We start from the raw sequence: 25068 nt of genomic DNA, 5'->3' as shown, positions 1-25068 counted from the left end.
TTATTCACCCAGCAGGCGGATCATCTCCGCTTCGTCGATAACGGCAATTCCCAGCTCCTGCGCTTTCGTCAGTTTGGATCCGGCCGCTTCTCCGGCGATCACCAGATCGGTTTTTTTCGATACGCTGCCGGAGACTTTCGCTCCCAGCGCCGTCAGGCGGTCTTTGGCCTCATCGCGCGAGAGGACAGACAGAGAACCGGTCAGCACCACAGTTTTACCGGAGAACGGGCTGTCGATTTCCTCAGGTACAATCACTTGCACTTCGGGCCAGTGAATGTTGATTTCCGGACTGAGAAGCTCGTCGATCACCTGCTGGTTATGCTCTTCCGACAGGAAATTCACCACGTGCTTCGCCACCACGTCACCGACATCCGGCACGGTTTTAAGAGAATCAATATCCGCCGCTTTCAGCGCCTCTACAGAACCGTAATGCGCCGCCAGATTGGCCGCCGTCGCTTCACCCACTTCGCGAATACCGAGCGCATACAGGAAACGCGCGAGCGTGGTTTCTTTGGCTTTTTCCAGCGCATTCACGACGTTCTGTGCGGATTTCGGCCCCATGCGATCCAGACCGGTGAGTTTGCCGGCCGTCAGGCGGAACAGATCCGCCGGATTCTTGACGTACTCTTTTTCCACCAGCTGATCGATAATTTTATCGCCCATGCCGTCAACATCCAGTGCGCGGCGGGAAACAAAATGCTTTAACGCTTCTTTGCGTTGCGCACCGCAGATCAGACCGCCGGTACAGCGGGCCACCGCTTCGCCTTCCACACGCTCGACGTCGGAATTACACACCGGACAATGTGTCGGAAACACGACTTCACGGGCATTTTCCGGGCGTTCGTCCATTACCACCCCGACGACCTGCGGGATCACGTCACCAGCACGGCGGACAATCACCGTGTCACCAATGCGCAAACCGAGGCGTTCGATTTCATCGGCGTTGTGCAGGGTTGCATTGCTGACCATCACACCGGCGACCAGCACCGGTTCCAGACGCGCCACCGGCGTAATCGCACCAGTACGGCCAACCTGAAACTCGACGTCTTTTACCAGCGTGATTTGTTCCTGCGCCGGGAATTTAAACGCCGTCGCCCAGCGCGGTGCTCGCGCCACGAAGCCCAGCGAATTTTGTAAAGAGATGTCGTCAATTTTAATAACAACGCCATCAATATCAAACCCTAGCTCAGGGCGTATTTTTTCTATTTCTCTATAATATTCAATGACACCATCACAACTTTTTTCTACTTTTACATACTGGTTAACAGGTAAACGCCATTCTTTCAAAAGTTGTAATCTTTCGAAATGGCTATTGGGTAAACTCCCTCCCTCGACACTCCCTACTCCATAGCAGAATAGAAATAGCTTTCTATCATGAGTTATTGAGGAGTCCAATTGGCGTAATGACCCTGCTGCTGCATTTCTGGGATTAGCAAAAGACTTAGTACCATTTTTCCGGGCTGTCTCATTTAAATGTTCGAACTCTTTTTGCCTCATGATTATTTCCCCTCGTATTTCGATCTTTTCTGGGGGATTCGCAGTAAATAATCTTAATGGGACTGACTTAAGGGTGCGAACATTTGTTGTAATATCTTCGCCAGTGATGCCATTTCCGCGCGTCGCTGCTTTTTCGAGCCACCCATTGACATACAATAGGTTGACTGCAACTCCATCAAGTTTCAATTCACAGCAAAAACTTACTTCACGAGCAGTATCCAAACGCTCTTTAACTCTCTGATAAAAAGCAATAAAGTCTTCCTCAGTGAACACACTGTCTAGCGAAAGCATTGGTAGAACATGATCGACAGAATTGAACGACTTTAAGGGCTGGGCGCCTACCCTTTGAGTAGGAGAGTCTCTTGTCACGAGACTTGGGTTTTCGTTTTCAAGTTGGATCAGTTGTTGCATTAAGCGATCGTATTCAACATCTGGAATTTGAGGATCATCCATGACATGGTATTGATACTCATGGTGATTCAACTGAGTGCGTAAATGATTGATTTGTTCTTCGATAGTGGCCATGACTCACCGTGGAGATAAAAAACCCCCGCAAGCGGGGGTCTTGAAAAGGAGGATGTCACAACTGCCTGAGTCAGGCAGTTGCCTCGAGGACCTCACGGATCCGCGCTTTATAGGTTTCGAGCTTCTGCGGCGTAATCATACGACGCTCATCGTCGAGCACCATCGCACCGACATCGTCTGCAATACGTTGTGCAGACTGCAAGAGCAGTTTGAAGTTCTGATGCGCATCGCCGTAGCAAGGCACCATCATGAACAACGTAATCCCAGGCGTCGAGAAGTCGGACATATTGTCAGGATCGAAAGAACCCGGTTTGACCATATTTGCCAGACTAAACAGCACAGGGCCACTGCCTGCAGGGCTGACATGACGATGGAAAATATTCATGGCACCGAACTGGAAGCCGGACTGAAGCACGCTGTTAAGCAACACTTCACCGCCAATCCCCCCCCCCTGATGCGCTGCAACATGCAGCACCAGAACCGTCTCTTTCAGTTTGGCTTTTTCTGCCGGCGCTTCTGGCTCAGCAGGGGCAAACGGTGAGGGTTGAGGCTCTGCTTTTGCCGCAGGTGCTGCGTCCGCATGAATTTCCTGCGGAGGAACCGGAGCCTGCGCTCTCTGTGGCGCTGAAGGGGCGAAATCAACCGCAGGTTCACGGCGGGATCCGGTTTCAGGTTCAGCAGCAGAATACCCGCTTAACAACGGATCCTCTTGCACGGCATGATGTTGAGGCTGAGCAGGCTGCTGCACACGTGCAACAGGCGCTGGCTGCGCAGGGGGTGCCTGCGGCTGACGTGGCGGTGCAGACTGTTCTGGTTCATCGTACTGACCAAAAGTCGGCTCGTCCTGAGAATGAGCAGGACGCACGCGCACCTCTCCCACTCCATCGACAAAATCGTCAGACGGAGACGGGTCCCGTTCTTTTTTCATACGTTTAGCTGGACGATCGCGAAACAGCGAAGAGCGTTCTTTACGGCTGGTCCACAAACCGTGCAATAACAACGCTATTATGGCGATCGCGCCAACAACGATTAATATCAGACGCAAATCCTGCATCATTGCTATCTCTGTTGTTCTAATTCATTGCCACCACGGCAAACATATACATGTTTAACTCTATTTGCCCACGTAGATAAGTGCAAGTCTGGACACTACTTTCTGGTAATAAACATCATAGTTGCACCTTTTTTTGCTGCTTTTTCAGCCAATACGCGGCTAGCCAGTAGAAAATCATACCGATATGATAGTCCATGTCATTCAACTCAGAGAGAAAATTTCTTTTATGACTTCATCGCGAAACGCCGCAACCCATAACGGTGTGCATTATTTCAAACAGGGCTGGACGCTCATTTCCTTATCCGGAATACGACGTTTTGTGATTTTACCCCTCGCGGTCAACATCATTCTGATGGGCGGTGCCTTTTGGTGGTTGTTCACAAAGCTTGGGGAATGGATCCCGGCGATGATGAGCCGCGTGCCCGGCTGGCTAAGCTGGCTGGATTATCTGATCTGGCCGGTTGCGGTAATTTCTGTGGTACTGGTATTTAGCTATTTCTTCAGCACGATTGCCAACCTGATCGCCGCCCCGTTCAGCGGCTTGCTCTCAGAACAGCTCGAAGCGCGGCTGACCGGAAAAGCACCGCCGGATACCGGCATCTGGGACATCATGAAAGACCTGCCGCGCATCATGAAACGCGAGTGGCAAAAGCTGGCGTATTACATTCCGCGCGCGCTGGTGCTGTTTGCGTTGTACTTCATTCCGGTGATAGGGCAAACCGCCGCGCCGGTGATGTGGTTCCTGTTCAGCGCCTGGATGGTCGTTATCCAATACTGCGACTATCCTTTTGATAATCATAAAGTGAGTTTTGCCGACATGCGCCGGTCGCTCGGCAAAAACCGCATCGATAACATGCAGTTCGGCGCGCTGGTCAGCCTGTTTACGATGATACCGGTATTGAATCTGGTGATCTTGCCGGTGGCGGTGTGTGGCGCAACGGCGATGTGGTGCGACCGCTACCGTTCGGTGTACGTCAGAAATAATCTGGACATCAACCCGACACGGGGATAAGCGCCGCCGGGATTTGTTTTTATTGCTTTTTATCGCAACAGCCGCGTTATGCGGCTGTTGGCTTAGCTTGACTTTTGCTTCTCAAACTTATTTCTTAATAACCTATCGATATACCAAATACCAAAAGCTTACTTCACTGGAAAAGCCGTTCGCGTATGCTTTTCTGATTCCCACTAATTTCATAGTGTTGAAAGCTTCACACCGTGGATATTTCATACAGTTAAAGGACGGGTTATGAGCAAGATCTATGAAGACAATTCATTAACAATCGGCCATACGCCACTGGTTCGCCTGAACCGCATCGGTAATGGTCGGATCCTGGCTAAGGTCGAGTCGCGTAACCCGAGCTTCAGCGTGAAGTGCCGTATCGGTGCCAACATGATTTGGGACGCCGAAAAACGCGGCATCCTGACCAAAGATATCGAACTGGTGGAACCGACCAGCGGCAACACCGGCATCGCACTGGCGTACGTCGCGGCCGCGCGCGGTTACAAGCTGACGCTGACCATGCCGGAAACCATGAGCGTTGAACGTCGTAAACTGCTCAAAGCGCTTGGCGCCAATCTGGTACTGACCGAAGGCGCGAAAGGCATGAAAGGCGCGATTGCTAAAGCTGAAGAAATTCAGGCCAGCGATCCGCAGCGTTATTTGATTCTTCAGCAGTTCAGTAATCCGGCGAACCCGGCCATCCACGAACAAACTACCGGTCCTGAAATCTGGGAAGATACCGACGGCGACGTGGACGTGCTGATCGCAGGCGTTGGCACCGGCGGTACCATCACCGGCACGGGCCGTTATCTGAAAAGCAAAAAAAGCAGCGTGACGCTGGTAGCCGTTGAGCCTACGGACTCCCCTGTTATCACCCAGACGCTGAACGGCGAAGAAGTGAAACCGGGCCCGCATAAAATTCAGGGCATCGGTGCCGGCTTTATTCCGGGTAATCTTGATTTAGACCTGCTGGACCGTGTGACGTTGATCACAAATGACGAATCCATTCAAATGGCACGCCGTCTGATGGAAGAAGAAGGGATTCTGGCCGGGATTTCTTCCGGTGCCGCAGTAGCTGCTGCGGTTAAATTGTCCGAAGAAGCGGACTTTGCTGATAAAACCATCGTCGTGATTTTACCGTCCTCTGGTGAACGCTATCTGAGTACCGCATTGTTTGCTGATTTATTCACTGAAAAAGAATTGCAACAATAATGCTACATCGCTAAAAACGCTCAAAAAAGCACCTTAATGGGTGCTTTTTTGTGGGCTACGTCAAACTTTACACCACTCTGTCATTGATTTTACCCGCCAGTTTTAGTATTTAACCGGACAATTATTTCGGTGCGCGAAATTAATCACTTCCATCCTGCCTCCCGCTGAATCGATTTACCGATTTGTTACATGAGGGAAAAAGACGGCATAATGGGGTGATACAGGAAAGCCTAGATCTAGGGCAAAGAGTTTTGTCGCAGAGTGCGGTATTTTCTCTTTTCTGTTGCATCAGAACCAGCCCCTGAAACATAGTCAGGCGCGATTCTCTCAGGCCAAAGTGAAGCTAATACGCTAAACTTTAGCTCCACAACATTACTTTAATAAGTTGGGGAAACAACAATGTTCCAGCAAGAAGTTACTATCACTGCACCAAATGGTCTGCACACTCGCCCTGCAGCACAATTCGTGAAAGAAGCGAAAGGTTTCACTTCTGACATTACCGTGACTTCTAACGGTAAAAGCGCCAGTGCTAAAAGTCTGTTCAAACTGCAAACTTTGGGCCTGACCCAAGGTACCGTTGTGACCCTCTCAGCTGAAGGTGAAGACGAGCAGAAAGCCGTTGAACACTTGGTAAAACTGATGGCAGAGCTCGAGTAACAACAAGCCGCTCTTATATCGTTTAAACCAGTCAAGAGAAAGGTAGGGTTATGATTTCAGGCATTTTAGTATCTCCCGGTATCGCTTTCGGCAAAGCACTTCTGTTGAAAGAAGATGAAATTGTCATCAACCGGAAAAAAATCTCTCCCGATCACGTTGATCAGGAAGTTGAACGTTTCCTCACTGGCCGTGCGAAAGCGTCCGCCCAGTTGGAAGTGATCAAGACCAAAGCCGGTGAGACCTTCGGTGAAGAGAAAGAAGCCATCTTCGAAGGCCACATCATGTTGTTGGAAGACGAAGAACTTGAGCAGGAAATCATAGCCCTCATCAAAGACGAGCATGCCTCTGCTGACGCAGCTGCTTTCTCTGTCATTGAAGGCCAGGCGAAAGCCCTGGAAGAGCTTGATGATGAGTACCTGAAAGAACGTGCGGCTGACGTGCGTGATATCGGTAAGCGTCTTCTGCGCAACATTCTGGACATGGCGATTGTCGATCTGAGCTCCATCCAGGACGAAGTCATTCTGGTTGCGACCGATCTGACACCTTCAGAAACAGCACAGCTGAACCTGAACAAGGTACTCGGCTTCATTACTGATTTGGGTGGCCGTACTTCTCACACCTCAATCATGGCCCGCTCACTGGAACTGCCTGCTATCGTGGGTACCAGCGACGTGACCAAACAAGTCAAAAATGATGACTATCTGATCCTCGACGCCGTAAACAATAAAATCTACGTCAACCCGACGGCCGATATTATTGACGAGCTGAAAGCGGTTCAGAACCAGTACATCTCTGAAAAAGACGAACTGACTAAACTGAAAGACTTGCCGGCCATTACACTGGACGGTCATCAGGTTGAAGTCTGTGCCAACATCGGTACCGTGCGTGATGTCGCCGGTGCAGAGCGCAACGGCGCTGAAGGTGTCGGCCTGTATCGTACTGAATTCTTGTTCATGGATCGTGACAGCCTGCCTACCGAAGAAGAGCAATTCCAGGCCTATAAAGCCGTTGCTGAAGCGATGGGTTCACAAGCTGTTATCGTGCGTACCATGGACATCGGCGGTGATAAAGACCTGCCGTACATGAATCTGCCAAAAGAAGAAAACCCGTTCCTGGGCTGGCGTGCAATCCGTATCTGTCTGGACCGTAAAGAAATTCTTCACGACCAGCTGAAAGGGATCCTGCGTGCTTCTGCTTTCGGTAAACTGCGCATCATGTTCCCGATGATCATTTCTGTAGAAGAAGTGCGTGAACTGAAAGCAGAACTCGAGATGCTGAAAGTTCAGCTGCGCGAGAAAGGCCAGGCATTCGATGAAACCATCGAAGTTGGCGTGATGGTTGAAACACCGGCGGCTGCCGTGATTGCTCACCATCTGGCAAAAGAAGTCGATTTCTTCAGTATTGGTACAAACGATCTTACCCAGTATACTTTGGCTGTGGATCGCGGTAACGAGCTGATCTCTCATCTTTACAACCCAATGTCTCCGTCTGTGCTTGGTTTAATCAAGCAAGTTATTGACGCATCTCATGCTGCCGGTAAATGGACGGGGATGTGCGGCGAGCTAGCCGGTGACGAACGTGCTACACTTCTTCTATTGGGCATGGGATTAGACGAGTTCAGCATGAGTGCTATCTCAATCCCACGCATCAAGAAAATTATTCGCAATACAAACTTCGAAGATGTGAAAGCGCTGGCAGATGAGGCTCTGGCTCAACCTACGGCGCAAGAGTTGATGAACCTGGTTAACAAGTTCATTGAAGAAAAAACACTCTGCTAATTGCGCGATGCTGTAAAGCTGCCCAAACTAATGCTTAGGAGAAGATCATGGGTTTGTTCGATAAACTGAAATCATTGGTTTCTGATGATAAAAAAGACGTTGGCACTATTGAAATCGTAGCGCCAATCTCTGGTGAAATTGTCAACATTGAAGATGTGCCAGACGTTGTTTTCGCTGAGAAAATCGTCGGCGACGGTATTGCAATCAAACCAACTGGCAACAAAATGGTTGCTCCGGTTGACGGCACTATCGGTAAAATCTTTGAAACTAACCATGCTTTCTCAATCGAATCCGACAGTGGCATCGAACTGTTTGTTCACTTCGGTATCGATACGGTGGAACTGAAAGGCGAAGGCTTCAAACGCATCGCTGAAGAAGGCCAACGTGTGAAGAAAGGTGATTTGATTATCGAGTTTGATCTGGCTCTGCTGGAAGAGAAAGCGAAGTCTACCCTGACTCCGGTTGTCATCTCTAACATGGACGAGATCAAAGAGCTGATTAAACTGACTGGTAGCGTGACTGTGGGCGAAACCCCAATCATCCGCATCAAGAAGTAAATCGCTCAGCGATAAAGAAAAACGGCGCTAAGGCGCCGTTTTTTATTGCCCAAAATATCTCTCCCCCAAAATAATTCGAACATCAGGAAGGCGTCAAACGCATCTGCAGCGTGAATTATGACGGGAGATCAGATTTTCCAGTGCGGAACCTGGAGACTAATCACCAGGCCGTGCGGCTGTGCATTTCGGGCATCGACTTTACCTTCGTGCGCCACCATCACTTTACGGGTGATTGCCAGCCCCAGCCCGTAACCTTTGCCTGACAACGGCGACTTCACGCGAACGAACGGGTCAAAGATGCTCGAGAGCTTGTCTTCTTCCACACCCGGCCCCTGATCGGCTACTTCAATCTGCAAAAAGTCTTCAAAATGCGCCAGCGAAACGGTAATCGTCTGGCCGCGCGCTGAGAAACGCAACGCGTTACGTACCACATTATCAACTGCACGACGCATCAACTCCGCGTTCCCTTTCACAGTGTAATCCGCGTCATCCGGTGTTTCAGGATGCATAGCAATTTCCACACCCGGTAACTGCGCTTCATAACGTGCATCATTGACCACCGCTTCGACCAGCCCGAACAGATCGAAATATTCTTCGTCAGGAATTTCGCTGCTTTCTGTTCGCGACAGCGCAAGGAGTTCACCGATCATCTTATCCAGGCGCCCTGCTTCATGCTCTATGCGGCTCAGAGACGTTTCCACGTTCGACGGATTCTGCCGCGCCAGACCAATCGCCAGCTGCAATCGGGCCAGCGGCGAACGCAGCTCATGCGACACATCGTGCAGCAGTTCTTCGCGCGCTTTCACCAGCACCTGTAAACGTTCCGCCATAGAATCGAAATCACGCGCCACTTCAGAAAGCTCGTCATGACGTTTCCCCATACTGGAGAACAGCCGCACAGACAAGTCACCCTGCGCCACGCGTCCAAACGCTTTACGCATTTGCAGCATCGGCCGTGTCAGGTTCCACGCCAGCACGGCGCTGAACAGCAATCCGCCCAGCCCGCCGAGCCACAACAGCGGCGGCGGCATGTTCAGCAGATCTCTGTGACGTTTTGGCCGGTACTCATGCATCAGCCCCTGCACGTCGTAACGCAGGCGATAGCCTTGTCCGTCCGGTCCCTGAACAAATTCGACGACTTCATGGGGAATTTTGCCCGGTTCCAGATCCTGGACGCCACTCCCCTTAGCGGGCAGCAGTGAAGCGGTGACCGAGAAGAGTTTGCGATCGCTTTCCGGCCAGTTGGCCATCATGTCATTGAGCGCGGGCATTCCACCGGTGTGCAGCATCGAGACGGCCGAGTTGATTTGCAACTTAACAAAACGCCGTGCGATACCACTTTCCGGCGGTTCATGCGGATTATAGAAGGCGAATACCACCCAAAGACCCTGGGTGATGGCAACGAAAGTAAACCAAAATCCTAAGAGGATTTTCCAGAACAACCTTCCGCGCATACGTTTATCGGATCCGGTAACCAATACTGCGCACCGTCTCAATAGTCAGAATATCACCACCATCCAGTGACCCCAGTTTTTGACGAATATTACTGATATGCACGTCAATGCTGCGGTCGTATGCTTCACGCGGACGCCCCAGACCTTTTTCGGACAATTCATCTTTGGACACAACACGCTCCGGGGAACGTAACAGCAGCTCAAGCAAGTTGAATTCGGAAGCGGTCAGATCAAAAGGCACACCGCGCCATTCGCTGCTGCGGGTGGCAGGATTGAGCGTCAGATCTCCGTAGTTGACCGATGAGGAATCTGAGTGTGATTCCTGCTGTTCTTCTACCCGACGCAGCACGGCACGCAGACGGGCGACCAGCTCCCGTGGATAGCACGGCTTCGGCATGTAGTCATCCGCGCCCATTTCCAGACCAATGACGCGATCGATGTTGTCGCCTTTGGCGGTCAACATGATGATCGGCAGACGGCTGTTTTTACGCACCTGACGCAGTACATCAATACCGCTCATGTCCGGCAACATAATGTCGAGGATCATCGCGGTATACTCGCCAGACATGGCCCCCTCCACCCCGGCCTTCCCGGTCAGCACCAGAGAAGCGTCAAAGCCTTCGGCAATAAGGTATTCGCTGAGCATGGTGCCTAATTCGAGATCGTCATCGACTAACAAAATTTTCATTATTTTTCCGCCTGGCTAAAATTCTGGTCATTTTTACCACTAAGCCTGCATTGCGCAGCCGCTTTTACTCTAATTTTACATTCTACAGATGAATATAGGATCAGAGATCAAAAACGCCAGTCGATAGATAGCGATCGCCGCGATCGCAGATAATGGCCACGACCACGCTACCAGGGTGGCTTTTTGCCACACGTAGTGCCCCCGCCACGGCACCGCCGGAGCTGACGCCACAGAAAATACCTTCATCACGCGCCAGTGCGCGCATGGTATCTTCGGCCTCAGTTTGGCCCATGTCCATAACTTCATCGACCAGTTCAGGTTTGAAAATGCCCGGCAGATATTCCTTCGGCCAGCGGCGAATACCCGGAATACTGCTTCCCTCGGAAGGTTGCAGGCCGACAATCGTGACACCCGCACTTTGGGTGCGCAAATAACGGCTGACGCCGGTAATGGTACCGGTGGTGCCCATGCTGGAAACGAAATGCGTTACGCGCCCGTGAGTTTGCTGCCAGATTTCCGGCCCGGTGGTGGTGAAATGAGCCAGGGGATTGTCCGGGTTGTTGAACTGATCCAGCACTTTGCCCTGCCCCTGCTTTTCCATGTCCAGCGCCAGATCCCGTGCGCCTTCCATCCCCTGCGCCCGGCTCACCAACAGCAACTCTGCGCCGTAAGCCCGCATTGAAGCCTGACGTTCGAGGCTCATGTTTTCAGGCATCAGCAATTTCAGCTTGTAGCCCTTCAGTGCGGCAATCATAGCCAGTGCAATTCCCGTGTTTCCGCTGGTGGCTTCAATCAGCGTATCGCCGGGGCGAATTTCTCCGCGCTTTTCCGCCTGCTCGATCATGAACAGTGCCGCACGATCTTTTACCGATCCGGCCGGGTTATTGCCTTCCAGCTTGACCCAAATCTCGCTGTCCAGACCTTTGGTCAGGCGCTGTAATCTCACCAGAGGGGTGTTACCGATAAATTTTTCGAGCGTACTCACGGGGCTGGCCTTATATCAAAAAGAACTATTGACTGAGAAAAAACGCATAAACAGATATCAGACGAGAAAAAGGGCGGCCCGATGACCGCCCTGTAAACGTGCAGATTAAAAAATATCAGGCACTCTTCGCTAACGCAACGGGTTGCAGTTGTTGATCACCGGCATACAGGCGTCCATTAAGGCCGCCGACGTAGAATCGATCGCCGCGCTGCGGCACGTTGACGCCATAGGTTTGCGTAAGCACAACGGAAAGTGGTTCGTCATGCCAGCCTTCGGCCTGCACGATAAGCTGCCAGAAATGTCCGCGTGGGCTGACTTCCAGTACTTTCACCGGCAGCGGGCAGCGGGCATTACTTTGCGCTGTGATTTCCATCTCCCACGGGCGCAGGAACAGATCAACCGGCCCCTGATGCAGCGGCGGGTTTTCCAGCGGCCAGTGGTGCGCACCGACGTACAGCTGCGAGCCGCGGATGTCACCGCTGATTTTATTCACTTCGCCCATAAACTCGAGTACGAAACGGGTTGCCGGTTCGCGCCAGATTTCTTCCGGAGCCCCGACCTGTTCAATATTGCCCTGGCTCATCACCACCACGCGGTCGGCAACTTCCATCGCTTCTTCCTGATCGTGCGTCACGAACACGCTGGTAAATTTCAGTTCTTCATGTAACTGACGCAGCCAGCGGCGCAGCTCTTTACGCACCTGCGCATCCAGCGCGCCGAAAGGCTCATCGAGCAGCAGGATTTGCGGTTCCACGGCCAGCGCACGCGCCAGTGCGACACGCTGTTTCTGGCCGCCGGAAAGCTGGGCAGGATAGCGGTTGGCCAGATGCGCCAGTTGAACCATCTCCAACAATTTGGTGACCTTTTTCTTGATCTCTTCAGCGTTCGGACGCTCGCGACGCGGCAGCACGGTCAGACCAAAAGCGATGTTGTCGAACACCGTCATATGGCGGAACAGTGCGTAATGCTGAAACACAAAACCGACCTGGCGGTCGCGGGCATGAAGACGCGTAACGTCTTTGCCGTGGAAGCTCAGATGGCCAGCACTCTGATTTTCCAGTCCGGCGATAATGCGCAGCAACGTGGTTTTCCCTGAGCCCGAGGGCCCGAGCAGCGCAACCATTTCTCCGGAAGCAATATCGAGCGAGATATCATTAAGCACTTTCGTGCGACCAAAATATTTGTTGATACCGTTAATTTCAATGCTCATGACTTTCCTCCCGCTCAAGACGGTCGTTGTGGCGCTTCAGACGCCATTGCAGGCCGCTTTTCAGAAACAGTGTAACGATGGCCATCAGGGTCAGCAGCGCTGCGGCAGTAAACGCGCCTGCGGTGTTGTAGTCCTGATGCAGTAATTCAACCTGTAATGGCAGCGTATAGGTTTCGCCGCGAATCGATCCGGACACCACCGAGACAGCGCCGAATTCCCCGATAGCGCGAGCGTTGGTCAGCACTACGCCATACAACAGTGCCCAGCGGATATTCGGTAATGTCACGCGGCGGAACATCTGCCAGCCGGAAGCACCGAGTAATACTGCGGCCTCATCTTCGTGGCTGCCCTGGCTGAGCATGACCGGCACCAGCTCACGGATTACAAACGGGCAGGTGACAAATACCGTGACCATCACCATGCCTGGCCACGAAAACATAAACTGAATATTGTGCGCGTCCAGCCAGCCGCCCAGCGGACCGTTGGTGCCGTAGAACAACAGATACAGTAAACCGGCGACCACCGGCGAGACCGCAAACGGAATGTCGATCAGCGTCAGCAACAGCTGGCGGCCGGGGAAGTTAAAGCGCGCCACCAGCCAGGCCAGTAGCGTGCCGAAAATCAGATTGACCGGCACGGTGATAAGCGCCATCAGCACGGTCAGCCAAATGGAGTGCAACATGTCGGAATCCGACAGGTTCTTCCACACAGCGGCAATACCGTCGGAAAACGCCAGCACAAATATGCTGATCATTGGGATCACTAACAGCAAGATACAAATCAGCACACCAGTGCCAATCAGCGCCCATTTCACCCAGTCGATACGCTGGCGGGATGCGCCCGCAAAAGCCGGAACATCAGACATTATTGGCCTCCCAGACGACGGCCGTAGCGGCTCTGTAATGTATTAATGGCGAACAGCAGAATCAGTGAAGCCGCGAGAATGACCGAGGCAATGGCGCTGGCCGCCGGATAATCAAATTCCTGCAAGCGGATAAAAATCATCAGCGACGTTACTTCAGTTTTCCATGCGATATTGCCGGCGATGAAAATCACTGCGCCGAATTCCCCAAGGCTGCGGGTAAACGACAACGCTGTACCCGCCATCAGCGAAGGCATCACTTCCGGCAACACCACGCGACGAAAACTCTGCCAGCGCGATGCGCCCAGTGTTTCGGCCGCTTCTTCATATTCAGGGCCTAACTCTTCCAGCACCGGCTGAACGGTACGCACCACAAACGGGATGCTGGTAAATGCCATCGCCACCGCGATACCAAGCCAGGTATAAGAAACTTTAATATCAAAATGCGCCAGCCACTGGCCGTAAAAACCGGTAGTCGAGAACAACCCCGCCAGCGTCAGCCCCGCTACCGCAGTCGGTAACGCAAACGGCAAATCCATCAGGCCATCGATCAGGCTTTTGCCCGGAAACTCATAACGTGTGAGGATCCACGCCATCAGCATGCCAAACACGCAGTTGAACAGGCTGGCCACGCCCGCCGCCAGCAGCGTCACTTTGTATGCGGCGACAACCTGACCGTTAGTTATCACATCCCAATATTGCGACAGCGTCATTTGTGACAGCTGCATCACCAGCGCGCTCAGCGGTAAGAGCAGCACCAGACACACGAACAGCAGGCTGCTGCCGAGGCTCAGGGTGAATCCGGGTAATACGCGTTTGCTCGACAACAACATTACTTGTGACCTTGCTCTAACAGTTTATCCAGCTCACCGCCGGTACTAAAATGGGTGTCCATGACCTGTTTCCAGCTGCCAAACTGGTCTTCTACTTTGAAGAGTTGGGTGTCCGGAAACTGCCCTTTCGCCGCGGCCATCGCCGTTTTGTCATACACGCGGTAGTTAAAGCTGGTGATAATTTTCTGTGCCTGCGGACTCCACAGGTAATTCAGGTAATCTTTAGCCGCTTTCCCGGTGCCATTTTTCTCGACGTTTTTATCGACCCACGCCACCGGGAACTCAGCAAGAATGTCCACCGGCGGAACAATCACTTCGTATTTATCGTCGCCGTACTGTTTGCGAATGTTGTTCACTTCGGATTCGAAGCTTATCAGCACATCACCCAGACCGCGTTCCACAAACGTCGTGGTCGCGCCACGACCACCGGTATCAAAGACCTGCACGTTTTTCAGGAAGCTCGCCATTTTGGCGCGGGTTTTTGCGGTGTCTTTTTTATCTTCAATATTAAAAGCACCCCAGGCGGCCAGATAGGTATAACGGCCATTGCCGGAGGTTTTTGGATTCGGAAACACCAGTTTCACATCGGCACGGGTTAAATCATCCCAGCTGTGAATATTCTTCGGGTTGTCCTTACGCACCAGGAACGCCATGGTGGAATAGAACGGCGAGCTGTTGTTCGGGAGACGTGTTTGCCAGTCGGCGGGGATTAAATCACCACGATCATGGAGGATCTGCACGTCCGTCACCTGATTGTAAGTGACCACATCGGCCTTCAGGCCCTGCAAAATCGCCAGTGCCTGTTTGGATGAACCGGCGTGCGATTGCTTAATCTCGAGTTTGTCGCCGTTATTTTGCTCAGCCCACTGTTTCTGAAACGGAGGATTCAGCGCAGCAAATAGCTCGCGGGAGACATCATAAGAGCTGTTCAGCAATTCGGTGGCGGATGCCGCGCCGCTGGCCAGCAACATCGCCATCACGGAACCTTTCAGCACGTTGCCTCTAAACCACGCTTTACCCAACCCCGTTTCTGCAAACCCGATAGTTTTCATGCTTAGCCTTAGGTGAGTGAACCGATATGCGACGCTGATAAATGCCGCTCAATATCACACAGTGTATTTATAACTGAGGGTCAGGCTGTAACGGTTTTATATACCATTTAGTGATTTTCAAGCATGAAAAGCTATAAGGCATTAACAATCGAGGGGACAAACAAGGTGGGCAATAAGGATGAAAGGAATACAGCGCGCCCGGAACGGACGCGCGGGGAGAATTTACAGCGCCAGCAAACGCGTCAGGGAAGGTGCGAAATAATAGCTGCCGGTCACCGGTCGGGTGAAGCGCAACATGGCGTCGCGTTTACCGTCCAGGTCGCCAAACATGCTCAGCAATTGTTTCTCAATGTTCCACAACCGCGCGCAATAACTGATGAAGTACAAACCGTGCTCGCCGCTGACGGTGCCGTACGGCAGGCTCTGGCGCAGGATCTTCAGGCCTTTGCCCTCTTCTTTCAGATCAACGCGGCTGACGTGAGAGGTGTCCGGACGCGTTTCTGAATCCAGCTCTTCGTCGGTCAGCTTGGTACGGCCAATCACCTCTTCCTGCTGTTGCACGGAGAAGCGCTCCCACTGCACCAGATTGTGTTTCCAGCGCTGGACCATCACGTAGCTGCCACCGGCATCAACGCTGCCTTCAGGAATGATCGCCACCTGCGCACGGGCCTCGGCTTTCGGATTTTCAGTCCCATCGACAAAACCGCTGAGATCGCGCTCTTCGATTCCGCGAAAACCGTGGGTTTCCTCTTCTACCACAATAGATGTCCCGAAGGCTTTCAGCGCTGCCTGCGCCAGCGCAAAGTTCACGTCATGGCGGAGAGACTGAATGTGCAACAACATATCGCGCTGCGTGGCCGGTGCCAGCCCTTTACCGAGCGGCACGAAAGATTTCAGCTCGTCCGCGCCCTGATTACCGGAAAGATCGCGCCAGACGTCGTGACCAAATGCCACCACAGCGCCGAGATGTTGATCAGGAAACTTTTGCTGCAACTCTTCGAGCGCAGCAACAAATGTCCGGCAGCCCTGCCGGAGCGCATCCAGGTCGCCCTGAGCTTTCGCTTCTATGTAAATGGCGAAACGGCAATGTTCGGGCAAAATGCCGCTCTGAACCTGAGTCATGTTTTCATCCTCGTTAATTTGACCGGCGATATCATACCGGATGTCAATAAAAATGCCTTGCGCGAAGGCAAGGCATTGAGGATTTAGTGAGGCAAAAATTCAGGCTTTACTGCGCAGTTGCCGCCGCAGGATCCGCGCGCCAGATAATTTTGCTGACCTTCCAGTCTTTGAGTGAATCATCCGCAGGCATCAGAGAATCCGGGCCGTGCCAGATGCCGCTGAACACGTAGCTGACGTGCGTGCTTTGTGGCGCTTTACACTCAATGTTTTGAGCATCATCGCCCTCACCTTTCACGCACACATCGAACGCCTTGGTGTAAAGATCGCTAAACGGCGTACCGATTTTGACACCCCATTCGCTTTCGACTTTAGGATCCACTACGTCAACACGCTGCACGGAACCCTTTGGCTCGCCGCTGATTGACATTTTCACGTCTTTATCATTCATCGCCTGATAGAAGCTCAGCATTTTACCGTTGCTCATCGACATGCCGCTGCGCAGGGTGTAATCACCATCGAGCGCGTCTTTAATGGCCTCTTCTGTCAGCGGCGTGCTGGCGGTTATCTCGCCGACACCTTTGTCGGAAACGGTCAGGCTGCTGCCGAACCAGTTAAGCGGATTGAAAGATGACCAGGACACGCTCGGCATCGACATATGTGACATTGACGAACAGCCGGTGAGGATCAGAGGCAGCGCCAGCAACATCGGGCGAACCTGTAGGCGAACAGTCATTCAGTACACTCCTTGACGGCCCGTTCCCGTTGGCCGGTGCGGCCTGACGGATAAACCGGCAGCATAAAAATGGGATATTTTTCAGTTATCAGCTTTTCAACATCAGCGCCAGTTCGAGTGCTTTCTTTATGTAAAAGTTCAAAAGCTTCACACCAGCCATCGCGCGGCATCGAAACAGGCGCGCAGACGGCGGCTCAGCAGCCAGTACGCCAGCGCGGCGGCATCGAGCAGTGCCAGCACGATATCGACACCCGAAATCATATCAGTACTTTGCCACAGCCCGAGCGCCTGCAACGCGAACGTCACGAACATACCTGCCAGCAATAACCAGTAACCGGCCTGCCAGATTCGCGGGAATAAATGACGACGACCGCTCAGCAGAAAAATCATCGCGGGCGGCAGGCCGAGCAAAATGCCTGACCAGAAACTGCGGGTATCAGGATAGAACAGCGCCAGTAAATCGCTGCCCTGCTGACGGGACGCGCCTGCCATCACAAACAGTAACCAGGTTCGCGCCTGTAAAATCAAAATCGTCCAGAACCACAGCGGCAATCGCAACATACCGTGGTCGTTATAATCATCCGGGTTCATAAAAGAGGACAACGTTCCTGCATATTAAGGGAAATTAAACAATAATCAGGGCAGCTTAAGAAACCGTTAAGAAGACTCTGTTTTAATGGTTCTCAACGCAGCAACACATCGAAAAGATGCCATAGTTGCTGACACTCACCAGAAACAGTTAATTAAGGAAGACCTATTATGATGAAGAAGATCACTCTGGCAACCCTCATCGCACTTTGTTCAGCGACTGCCTTTGCACAACAGACCGGCGGCTTTAACGGACCTTCGGCGCAGGACGCTCAAACTCAGGCCGCACCGCAGGGCGGATTCACCGGAACCACCGCCCTGAGCACGGTCAAAGATGCGCAAACTATGAAAGACGATCAGTGGGTAATGCTGGAAGGTTTTATCGATCAGCGCATCGATCACGATAAATACATTTTCCGCGACAGCACCGGCACCCTCAACGTAGAGATTGATGGCAAACGCTGGCAGGGACAGAACGTATCGCCAAAAGATAAAATCCGCATCGAAGGTAAAGTCGATAAAGACTGGAACTCTGTAGAAGTGGACGTCAAAAGTGTAAAAGTGATCAAGTAATCACGCCCTGACGTAAAAAAGCCCCGACAGTGAAAGCTGTCGGGGCTTTTTACTGAATGCCTGAGGGGATCAATATTCCTGATCTTCGATCAACCGTTTTCCCAGCAATAACGTATCTGAAATCTCATAGCCGAGCTTTTCGTACATACTGACTACCGCATCGTTTTCAGCCCGCACCATCAAATTGATTTTCGGACAACCGCGCGCGATGAGTTTCTTTTCCAGACGGTTCACCAGCGCATTGGCTATGCCGCGCCCGCGATAATCCGGATGAACACCGAGATAACCCGCCGATCCGCGATGGCCGTCGTAGCCGCCCATCAGCGTGCCAACCACTTCCCCGCCGACTTCCGCTACCAGGAAAAACTCCGGGCTGTGGTTAATTTTACGCTCAATATCCAGTTCAGGATCATTCCACGGACGCAACAGATCGCAGCGCTCCCATAAGGTCAGTACTTCTTCGAAATCTTCTTGACGGTATACGCGAATTTCCATCACTGTCGCCACGGGTAATAAAGGGATAACCTAATTATCGCGTGATCTGTTTGATACGCAACATCAAAATCTAAAATTGTGTGTTTTATAACCGCAACTTATCGGTCGCTTTCATCCCCCCGGCAGAGAATTAATCATTACCCTGAGAAATATTTGCGCGGCAATATATTCATTCGCGACACAAAATTCATAAAAAGTAATAGTTCTCAGATCGAAACTATAAAAAAGATACTCTATAACATAGGGCATTCTGCACTTATTCTGACGGTAATGGACTGATGTTAAACCCTCTGAACAAATTTCTGCATTTCCAGCCTCTGCCTGCTGCCGCTACCCGTCGCCAACTGTTGTTGTCCGGCCTGGGTCTGGCCATTGCCGCTTTTGGCTCCCGCTCCGCCAGCGCCGCGCAGCAAGAACACATCACCAAATCAGCTCCGGCACCCAAACCACCCGGCGCCAAAAAGCTGGTGATGATTGATCCGGGCCACGGCGGCATTGATTCCGGTGCCGTCGGCCATGAAGGCTCGGAAGAGAAACACGTGGTGTTGGAAATCGCCAATTACGTGCGTGCAATCCTCGGTGAGCAGAGCCATATTGAAGTCAAACTGACCCGCGATTCTGATCACTTTATTCCGCTGTACCAGCGCGTCGAGCTGGCGCACCAGCATCAGGCAGATCTGTTTGTGTCGATCCATGCCGATGGCTACACCAGCCCGAGCGCATCCGGCGCCTCGGTGTTTGCCCTTTCAAATCGCGGAGCCAGCAGCGCGATGGCGCGATATATGTCGAAAAAAGAGAACGACGCCGATCTGGTCGCCGGGGCGAAATATGCCAAAGAAGACAATAATTATCTGCAACAGGTTTTATTCGATCTGGTGCAAACCGACACCATTAAAAACAGCCTGACGCTCGGCCACCACGTGCTCGACCGCATCCGTCCGATCCACCATCTGCACAGCCAGCAGACCGAACAGGCGGCATTCGCGGTACTGAAATCTCCGTCTATTCCGTCGATTTTGGTGGAAACGTCGTTCATCACCAACCATCAGGAAGAGCAACTGCTGAGCACCACGGCGTTCCGTAAAGAGATTGCGCAGGCGATTTCACAGGGGATTATCAATTTCTTCAGTTATTTCGATGCCAACGAACGCAAACCCCGCTGATCTGCCAACCTGAGCACAAATCACGTTATACTGACCTCCTATTTTTTTGATTCAGCGCCCGCAAGGCGCTGAATGTCTTTTCAGTCAACGTCTGCGAGTTTGCCCGTGAGCCAATCGATTCCCGACATCCAGCAAGTTAAAACCTTCCTGCTCAAACTGCAGGAGCACATCACTGAGCAACTGGCAGCCGCCGACGGTCAGGGCCAGTTCGCCGAAGATCAATGGGTGCGCGAAGAAGGCGGCGGCGGCCAGAGCCGGGTGTTAACCGACGGCGCAGTCTTCGAACAGGCGGGCGTCAACTTCTCGCACGTGTCAGGCGCCACGCTTCCGGCCTCCGCCACCGCACACAGGCCCGAGCTGGCAGGACGCAGCTTTCAGGCGATGGGTGTTTCGCTGGTCATTCATCCGCTGAATCCTTACGTGCCAACCAGTCATGCTAACGTGCGTTTTTTCATTGCTGAAAAAGACGGTGAGGCGCCGGTGTGGTGGTTCGGCGGTGGATTTGACCTCACGCCTTACTACGGATTTGAAGAAGACGCACGCCACTGGCACCTGACGGCGCAGCAGCTTTGCCAGCCATTTGGCGACGACGTTTATCCGAAATACAAAAAGTGGTGCGACGACTACTTCTTCATCAAACACCGCAGCGAGGCGCGCGGCATCGGCGGCCTGTTCTTTGACGATCTGAATACCCCTGATTTCGACACCTGCTTCGATTTCATGCAGGCCGTGGGCAACGGCTTTACCGACGCCTATCTGCCGATTGTTGAAAAACGCAAAGCGCTGCCGTGGGGCGAACGCGAGCGTCAGTTCCAGCTCTACCGTCGGGGCCGCTATGTGGAATTCAACCTGGTGTGGGATCGCGGCACGCTGTTTGGCCTGCAAACCGGTGGCCGCACGGAATCGATTCTGATGTCGATGCCGCCGCTGGTGCGCTGGGAATACGGTTATCAGCCAGAGGCGGGAAGCCCGGAAGCCGCGCTGTACAGCGATTTCCTGCCGGTGCGCGACTGGCTGGCTGACGGAGACCAACAATAATGCAAATCTGGGTCGACGCCGACGCCTGTCCGAACGTCATCAAAGAGGTTCTGTTCCGCGCCGCCGAGCGCACCGGGATGATGGTGACATTGGTGGCTAACCAAATCATCCGAACACCGCCGTCCAAATTCCTGCGCACGCTGCGGGTCGAGGCCGGTTTTGACGTCGCCGATAATGAAATCGTCCGGCGCACTGAGCCGGGAGATTTAGTGATCACCGCTGATATCCCGCTGGCGGCTGAAGTGATCGAAAAAGGTGGCGTCGCGCTGAATCCGCGCGGCGAACGTTACACCACGGAAACCATTAAAGAGCGACTGAACATGCGTGATTTCATGGACACCATGCGCGCCAGCGGCGTACAGACCGGCGGACCGCCTGCGCTCAATCAGCGCGACCGTCAGCAATTCGCCAATGAACTGGATAAATGGCTGCAACAGGCCAAACGCTAAATCCGGTCGGGCAAACCGATTTACCCTACACATTAAAGGAATAAGAAATGGTCAAAAAGATTATCCTCGATTGCGATCCTGGGCACGATGATGCTATTGCGATGTTGCTGGCGCACGGAAATCCGGAGATCGAGTTGCTCGCCGTCACTACGGTGGTCGGCAATCAGACACTGGAAAAAGTCACCCGCAACGCCTTAGCAGTGGCGCGGGTCATCAACCTGACCGGCGTGCCATTTGCCGCAGGCGCGACCCGCCCGCTGGTGCGTCAGGTGGAAATCGCTGATGAAATCCACGGTGACTCAGGCCTCGATGGTCCGGTTTTACCGGAAGCCGCCATTACCCTCGAACCGGTTCACGCCATTGATTTGATCATTGATTTGATCATGACGCATCCGCCGAAAACCATCACACTGGTGCCGACCGGTGGTTTGACCAATATTGCGATGGCGGTACGCAAAGAGCCGCGCATTGCCGAACGCGTCAAAGAAGTGGTGCTGATGGGCGGTGGTTATCACGTCGGTAACTGGAGCGCCGTGGCAGAATTCAATATCAAAATTGACCCGGAGGCCGCGCACATCGTCTTTAACGAAAAATGGCCGCTGACCATGGTAGGGCTGGATTTAACCCATCAGGCGCTGGCGACGCCGGAAGTTGCGGCACGCATCGCCGCCGTCGGTACGCAACCGGCAAAATTCGTCGGCGAGCTGCTCGATTTCTTCGGTCTGAGCTACAAAGACAGGCAAGGCTTTGATTCCCCGCCGGTGCATGACCCCTGCGCCGTGGCTTATGTGATTGATCCGAACGTGATGACGGTGTGCAAAGTGCCGGTAGATATCGAGCTGACTGGTACGCTTACGCTGGGCATGACCGTGGCAGACTTCCGCGCCCCGCCGCCGCCTGATTGCCATACCCAGGTTGCGGTGAAACTCGATCATCAGCGTTTCTGGGATCTGATCGTCGATGCACTTGAGCGGATCGGCGAAGTGGAATATTGACATAATGATGTTTGAGTTAGATAAGAAACTGTCAGCAGCGGTGAAAACCGGCAGATCGTAAAGACGACGTGAAATCATCCCTGATGGCTCGAACCGCGCCATCCATGGCGCGGACGCTTTACCCTTCTGCCTGTCTTCAACTGTGGGGATTGGGCTTAGTAATCTGATTGGCTTCCTCCGGGACGCCCTTTTGCTTATTTAACAAAACTTATAGTGGCTCGGTTTGCGCCTCGACCACCGCCAGTGCCACCATATTTACAATGCGTCTGACCGAGGCAATTGGCGTCAGAATATGCACCGGTTTCGACACCCCCATCAGCACCGGCCCGACGGTCACCCCTTCGGAACTGGAAACCCGCAACAAGTTATAACTGATACGCGCCGACTCCATGTTTGGCATGATCAGGATATTGGCAGCCCCTTTTAGCGGGCTGTCTGGCATGATGTCCTGACGGATACTTTCCACCAGTGCGGCATCGCCGTGCATCTCTCCGTCGATTTCCAAATCCGGCTCACGGGCGTTCACCAGTTCCAGGGTTCTGCGCATTTTCAACGCCGCCGGACTGTCAGAGGTGCCGAAACTGGAGTGCGATAACAACGCGACTTTCGGATCGATACCGAAGCGCCGCACCGTTTCGGCCGCCATCAACGTGATTTCCGCCAGCTGTTCCGCCGTCGGATCGTCATTGACGTAGGTATCGGCGATAAAGGTGTTCCCGCTCGGCAACAGCAGGGCATTCATCGCCCCGGCAACGTGTGCGCCTTCGCGGAAACCGAACACGTTTTCCACAATGTCATAATGCTCATGATAAGTGCCGACGGTGCCACAAATCATCGCGTCGGCTTCGCCACGCAGCAACATTATCGCGGCAATCAGCGTCGGGTTACCGATCACCGCTCGGCGGGCCTGCTCCTGTGAGACGCCGCGCCGTTTCATCCGCTCATAATATTCGCGCCAGTATTCGTTAAAACGCGGATCGGATTCATTATTCACCACTTCAAAATCCCTTCCCGCCTCAAGTTGCAGACCGAGTTTTTTGATGCGCATCTCAATGACACTCGGCCGCCCTACCAGAATCGGTTTCGCCAGCCCAAGGGAAATCAGCTCCTGCGTCGCCTGCAGTACGCGCTCCTCTTCCCCTTCGGCCATCACCACGCGTTTGGCGTCTTTTTTGGCCTGTGAGAAAATTGGCTTCATAAACAGATTGGTTTTGTAGACAAACTCCGACAACTTCTCAATGTAAGCATCAAAATCGGTGATTGGACGCGTCGCTACGCCGGAATCCATCGCCGCTTTAGCGACTGCCGGGGCAATTTTCACGATAAGCCGCGGATCGAAGGGCTTAGGAATGATGTACTCAGGCCCAAAAGACAACTCCTCTTCCCCATACGCCGAAGCCACAACGTCGCTTTGTTCGGCCATCGCAAGGTCGGCGATCGCATGCACGCAGGCCAGTTTCATTTCCTCATTGATGGTGGTTGCACCAACGTCCAGCGCCCCGCGGAAAATGAACGGGAAGCACAGCACGTTATTCACCTGATTTGGATAATCCGACCGGCCGGTGCAGATAATCGCATCCGGGCGCACAGCTTTGGCCAGGGGCGGCAGGATTTCCGGTTCAGGGTTAGCAAGCGCCAGAATCAGCGGATCTTTGGCCATGGTTTTCACCATGTCCTGCGTCAGCACGCCCGGCCCGGAACAGCCAAGGAAGATATCAGCCTGTGGGATCGCATCAGCCAGCGTGCGCTGTCCGTTATCTTCAATTGCATAGGCCGCTTTCGTTTCGGCCATATTCTCTTCGCGACCCTGATAAATCACACCGCGTGAATCGCAGGCCGTGATGTTATGGCGTTTCAGCCCCAGCGCCACCAGCAAATTCAGGCAGGCGATGGCCGAAGCCCCTGCGCCTGAAACCACCAGCCGCACATCTGAAATATTTTTCCCGACCACACGCAGGCCGTTCAGGACCGCCGCGGTACAGATAATCGCGGTGCCATGCTGATCGTCATGGAACACCGGAATGTTCATACGTTCGCGCAGTTTTTTCTCAATGTAGAAACATTCGGGCGCTTTGATGTCTTCGAGATTGATGCCGCCGAACGTCGGCTCAAGCGCAGCGATCACGTTGATCAGTTTGTCCGGATCCAGCTCATCTATTTCGATATCAAACACATCGATACCGGCGAATTTCTTAAACAGCACGCCCTTGCCTTCCATCACCGGTTTACCTGCCAGCGCCCCGATATTGCCCAGCCCGAGCACCGCCGTACCGTTAGAAATTACCGCCACCAGATTGCCTTTAGCGGTGTATTTATAGGCCGCCAGCGGGTCTTTTTGGATTTCAAGACAAGGAGCCGCCACCCCGGGAGAGTACGCCAGCGCCAGATCGCGCTGCGTGGCAAGCGGTTTGGTGGGTGAAACCTGTATTTTTCCGGGCACGGGGAATTCGTGGAAATCAAGCGCACTTTGTTTCAGTTGTTCGTCCATCGTAGGATCCTTTTTGTGTTTCTTATTTTTTGTAGGGGCACAGACCGGGAAACCCGCAAC

Annotated in this window: 24 protein-coding genes; 10 read left to right on the top strand and 14 right to left on the bottom strand. The window is 53.0% G+C overall.

Annotated elements, in window-relative coordinates; translation table 11 throughout:
* Together ligA and zipA are read right to left on the bottom strand one after the other, a co-directional pair.
* On the bottom strand, positions 1-2022 hold the full coding sequence (ligA, locus tag ACMHLI_RS09055; RefSeq protein WP_413529178.1) for an NAD-dependent DNA ligase LigA: 2022 nt from the start codon (positions 2020-2022) through the stop codon (positions 1-3).
* A gap of 70 nt (positions 2023-2092) precedes the next feature.
* Complete coding sequence (gene zipA / locus ACMHLI_RS09050; RefSeq protein ID WP_413529177.1) at positions 2093-3079, bottom strand: cell division protein ZipA; 987 nt, start codon at positions 3077-3079, stop codon at positions 2093-2095.
* A gap of 223 nt (positions 3080-3302) precedes the next feature.
* On the opposite strand from zipA, the gene cysZ reads away from it, so the two are divergent.
* The 5 genes from cysZ to crr all read left to right on the top strand — a co-directional run bounded on the left by cysZ (position 3303) and on the right by crr (position 8280).
* Positions 3303-4088 (top strand): sulfate transporter CysZ, encoded by a 786-nt coding sequence (cysZ, locus tag ACMHLI_RS09045; protein ID WP_413529176.1) that lies wholly within the window; start codon positions 3303-3305, stop codon positions 4086-4088.
* Between the two features lie 234 nt (positions 4089-4322).
* On the top strand, positions 4323-5288 hold the full coding sequence (gene cysK / locus ACMHLI_RS09040; protein WP_413529175.1) for a cysteine synthase A: 966 nt from the start codon (positions 4323-4325) through the stop codon (positions 5286-5288).
* A 399-nt stretch (positions 5289-5687) separates the two neighbouring features.
* Positions 5688-5945, top strand: coding sequence for a phosphocarrier protein Hpr (gene ptsH / locus ACMHLI_RS09035; protein WP_003038086.1), 258 nt, complete (start codon positions 5688-5690; stop codon positions 5943-5945).
* A 50-nt stretch (positions 5946-5995) separates the two neighbouring features.
* Entirely contained in the window at positions 5996-7723 is a 1728-nt protein-coding gene (gene ptsI, locus ACMHLI_RS09030; RefSeq protein WP_413529174.1) for a phosphoenolpyruvate-protein phosphotransferase PtsI, read from the top strand.
* Between the two features lie 47 nt (positions 7724-7770).
* Entirely contained in the window at positions 7771-8280 is a 510-nt protein-coding gene (gene crr, locus ACMHLI_RS09025; protein ID WP_056774079.1) for a PTS glucose transporter subunit IIA, read from the top strand.
* Positions 8281-8408: 128 nt separating this feature from the next.
* Here crr and ACMHLI_RS09020 read toward each other — a convergent pair whose 3' ends face one another.
* From ACMHLI_RS09020 to ACMHLI_RS08975, 10 genes are all read right to left on the bottom strand, one after another.
* Positions 8409-9734: an ATP-binding protein gene (locus ACMHLI_RS09020; RefSeq protein ID WP_413529522.1), complete on the bottom strand. Its 1326-nt coding sequence runs from the start codon at positions 9732-9734 to the stop codon at positions 8409-8411.
* Positions 9735-9738: 4 nt separating this feature from the next.
* Entirely contained in the window at positions 9739-10422 is a 684-nt protein-coding gene (locus tag ACMHLI_RS09015; protein ID WP_112164964.1) for a response regulator transcription factor, read from the bottom strand.
* 100 nt (positions 10423-10522) lie between these two features.
* Positions 10523-11407, bottom strand: coding sequence for a cysteine synthase CysM (cysM, locus tag ACMHLI_RS09010; RefSeq protein ID WP_413529173.1), 885 nt, complete (start codon positions 11405-11407; stop codon positions 10523-10525).
* 115 nt (positions 11408-11522) lie between these two features.
* Positions 11523-12617, bottom strand: coding sequence for a sulfate/thiosulfate ABC transporter ATP-binding protein CysA (gene cysA, locus ACMHLI_RS09005; RefSeq protein WP_413529172.1), 1095 nt, complete (start codon positions 12615-12617; stop codon positions 11523-11525).
* Positions 12607-13482: a sulfate/thiosulfate ABC transporter permease CysW gene (cysW, locus tag ACMHLI_RS09000; protein WP_413529171.1), complete on the bottom strand. Its 876-nt coding sequence runs from the start codon at positions 13480-13482 to the stop codon at positions 12607-12609. Before cysW ends, cysA begins: the two co-directional genes overlap by 11 nt.
* Complete coding sequence (gene cysT, locus ACMHLI_RS08995; protein ID WP_112164931.1) at positions 13482-14312, bottom strand: sulfate/thiosulfate ABC transporter permease CysT; 831 nt, start codon at positions 14310-14312, stop codon at positions 13482-13484. The genes cysW and cysT overlap by 1 nt, the downstream gene beginning before the upstream one ends.
* The gene (locus tag ACMHLI_RS08990) at positions 14312-15289 is read right to left on the bottom strand and encodes a sulfate ABC transporter substrate-binding protein (RefSeq protein WP_413529521.1); all 978 of its coding nucleotides are present in this window, start codon (positions 15287-15289) and stop codon (positions 14312-14314) included. The genes cysT and ACMHLI_RS08990 overlap by 1 nt, the downstream gene beginning before the upstream one ends.
* A 297-nt stretch (positions 15290-15586) precedes the next feature.
* Complete coding sequence (locus ACMHLI_RS08985) at positions 15587-16486, bottom strand: Dyp-type peroxidase (RefSeq protein WP_112164928.1); 900 nt, start codon at positions 16484-16486, stop codon at positions 15587-15589.
* A 106-nt stretch (positions 16487-16592) separates the two neighbouring features.
* A complete protein-coding gene (locus ACMHLI_RS08980; protein WP_413529170.1) occupies positions 16593-17219 on the bottom strand; it encodes an RpoE-regulated lipoprotein in 627 nt (208 codons plus the stop codon).
* A gap of 147 nt (positions 17220-17366) precedes the next feature.
* Entirely contained in the window at positions 17367-17810 is a 444-nt protein-coding gene (locus ACMHLI_RS08975; RefSeq protein WP_413529169.1) for a DUF2919 domain-containing protein, read from the bottom strand.
* A 171-nt stretch (positions 17811-17981) separates the two neighbouring features.
* Between ACMHLI_RS08975 and ACMHLI_RS08970 the strand changes: the two genes are divergently transcribed.
* A complete protein-coding gene (locus ACMHLI_RS08970) occupies positions 17982-18380 on the top strand; it encodes a YgiW/YdeI family stress tolerance OB fold protein (RefSeq protein ID WP_413529520.1) in 399 nt (132 codons plus the stop codon).
* A 69-nt stretch (positions 18381-18449) separates the two neighbouring features.
* Here the strand turns inward: ACMHLI_RS08970 and ACMHLI_RS08965 are convergent, their stop codons facing one another.
* Entirely contained in the window at positions 18450-18875 is a 426-nt protein-coding gene (locus ACMHLI_RS08965) for a GNAT family acetyltransferase (RefSeq protein ID WP_112164920.1), read from the bottom strand.
* Positions 18876-19153: 278 nt separating this feature from the next.
* Here ACMHLI_RS08965 and amiA point away from each other — a divergent pair, with 278 nt between their 5' ends.
* The 4 genes from amiA to ACMHLI_RS08945 all read left to right on the top strand — a co-directional run bounded on the left by amiA (position 19154) and on the right by ACMHLI_RS08945 (position 22520).
* Positions 19154-20038: an N-acetylmuramoyl-L-alanine amidase AmiA gene (gene amiA, locus ACMHLI_RS08960; protein WP_413529168.1), complete on the top strand. Its 885-nt coding sequence runs from the start codon at positions 19154-19156 to the stop codon at positions 20036-20038.
* 72 nt (positions 20039-20110) lie between these two features.
* Positions 20111-21076 (top strand): oxygen-dependent coproporphyrinogen oxidase, encoded by a 966-nt coding sequence (hemF, locus tag ACMHLI_RS08955; RefSeq protein WP_413529167.1) that lies wholly within the window; start codon positions 20111-20113, stop codon positions 21074-21076.
* Positions 21076-21525 (top strand): YaiI/YqxD family protein, encoded by a 450-nt coding sequence (locus tag ACMHLI_RS08950; RefSeq protein WP_413529166.1) that lies wholly within the window; start codon positions 21076-21078, stop codon positions 21523-21525. The genes hemF and ACMHLI_RS08950 overlap by 1 nt, the downstream gene beginning before the upstream one ends.
* Before the next feature lie 47 nt (positions 21526-21572).
* On the top strand, positions 21573-22520 hold the full coding sequence (locus ACMHLI_RS08945; protein WP_413529165.1) for a nucleoside hydrolase: 948 nt from the start codon (positions 21573-21575) through the stop codon (positions 22518-22520).
* 208 nt (positions 22521-22728) lie between these two features.
* Here ACMHLI_RS08945 and maeB read toward each other — a convergent pair whose 3' ends face one another.
* Positions 22729-25008 (bottom strand): NADP-dependent oxaloacetate-decarboxylating malate dehydrogenase, encoded by a 2280-nt coding sequence (gene maeB / locus ACMHLI_RS08940; protein ID WP_413529164.1) that lies wholly within the window; start codon positions 25006-25008, stop codon positions 22729-22731.
* Between the last annotated feature and the right edge of the window lie 60 nt (positions 25009-25068).

The organism is Rahnella inusitata (assembly GCF_965118895.1).
In the GTDB taxonomy this organism is placed as follows: Bacteria; Pseudomonadota; Gammaproteobacteria; order Enterobacterales; family Enterobacteriaceae; genus Rahnella; species Rahnella inusitata_A.
The sequence above is the reverse complement of the archived record's forward strand: the minus strand, read 5'-3'. Positions and strand labels throughout refer to the sequence as shown.

What these genes read in the sequence shown, in the direction of transcription:
- ACMHLI_RS08980 (WP_413529170.1), bottom strand. Translation starts at nt 17,219, where the DNA reads ATGACTGTTCGCCTACAGGTTCGCCCGATGTTGCTGGCGCTGCCTCTG.
- hemF (WP_413529167.1), top strand. Translation starts at nt 20,111, where the DNA reads ATGTCTTTTCAGTCAACGTCTGCGAGTTTGCCCGTGAGCCAATCGATT.
- maeB (WP_413529164.1), bottom strand. Translation starts at nt 25,008, where the DNA reads ATGGACGAACAACTGAAACAAAGTGCGCTTGATTTCCACGAATTCCCC.
- zipA (WP_413529177.1), bottom strand. Translation starts at nt 3,079, where the DNA reads ATGATGCAGGATTTGCGTCTGATATTAATCGTTGTTGGCGCGATCGCC.
- cysT (WP_112164931.1), bottom strand. Translation starts at nt 14,312, where the DNA reads ATGTTGTTGTCGAGCAAACGCGTATTACCCGGATTCACCCTGAGCCTC.
- cysA (WP_413529172.1), bottom strand. Translation starts at nt 12,617, where the DNA reads ATGAGCATTGAAATTAACGGTATCAACAAATATTTTGGTCGCACGAAA.
- ptsI (WP_413529174.1), top strand. Translation starts at nt 5,996, where the DNA reads ATGATTTCAGGCATTTTAGTATCTCCCGGTATCGCTTTCGGCAAAGCA.
- ACMHLI_RS08990 (WP_413529521.1), bottom strand. Translation starts at nt 15,289, where the DNA reads ATGGCGATGTTGCTGGCCAGCGGCGCGGCATCCGCCACCGAATTGCTG.
- cysW (WP_413529171.1), bottom strand. Translation starts at nt 13,482, where the DNA reads ATGTCTGATGTTCCGGCTTTTGCGGGCGCATCCCGCCAGCGTATCGAC.
- ligA (WP_413529178.1), bottom strand. Translation starts at nt 2,022, where the DNA reads ATGGCCACTATCGAAGAACAAATCAATCATTTACGCACTCAGTTGAAT.
- ACMHLI_RS08945 (WP_413529165.1), top strand. Translation starts at nt 21,573, where the DNA reads ATGGTCAAAAAGATTATCCTCGATTGCGATCCTGGGCACGATGATGCT.
- ACMHLI_RS08985 (WP_112164928.1), bottom strand. Translation starts at nt 16,486, where the DNA reads ATGACTCAGGTTCAGAGCGGCATTTTGCCCGAACATTGCCGTTTCGCC.
- amiA (WP_413529168.1), top strand. Translation starts at nt 19,154, where the DNA reads ATGTTAAACCCTCTGAACAAATTTCTGCATTTCCAGCCTCTGCCTGCT.
- cysZ (WP_413529176.1), top strand. Translation starts at nt 3,303, where the DNA reads ATGACTTCATCGCGAAACGCCGCAACCCATAACGGTGTGCATTATTTC.
- crr (WP_056774079.1), top strand. Translation starts at nt 7,771, where the DNA reads ATGGGTTTGTTCGATAAACTGAAATCATTGGTTTCTGATGATAAAAAA.
- ACMHLI_RS08965 (WP_112164920.1), bottom strand. Translation starts at nt 18,875, where the DNA reads ATGGAAATTCGCGTATACCGTCAAGAAGATTTCGAAGAAGTACTGACC.
- ACMHLI_RS09020 (WP_413529522.1), bottom strand. Translation starts at nt 9,734, where the DNA reads ATGCGCGGAAGGTTGTTCTGGAAAATCCTCTTAGGATTTTGGTTTACT.
- ACMHLI_RS08975 (WP_413529169.1), bottom strand. Translation starts at nt 17,810, where the DNA reads ATGAACCCGGATGATTATAACGACCACGGTATGTTGCGATTGCCGCTG.
- cysK (WP_413529175.1), top strand. Translation starts at nt 4,323, where the DNA reads ATGAGCAAGATCTATGAAGACAATTCATTAACAATCGGCCATACGCCA.
- ptsH (WP_003038086.1), top strand. Translation starts at nt 5,688, where the DNA reads ATGTTCCAGCAAGAAGTTACTATCACTGCACCAAATGGTCTGCACACT.
- ACMHLI_RS08950 (WP_413529166.1), top strand. Translation starts at nt 21,076, where the DNA reads ATGCAAATCTGGGTCGACGCCGACGCCTGTCCGAACGTCATCAAAGAG.
- ACMHLI_RS08970 (WP_413529520.1), top strand. Translation starts at nt 17,982, where the DNA reads ATGAAGAAGATCACTCTGGCAACCCTCATCGCACTTTGTTCAGCGACT.
- ACMHLI_RS09015 (WP_112164964.1), bottom strand. Translation starts at nt 10,422, where the DNA reads ATGAAAATTTTGTTAGTCGATGACGATCTCGAATTAGGCACCATGCTC.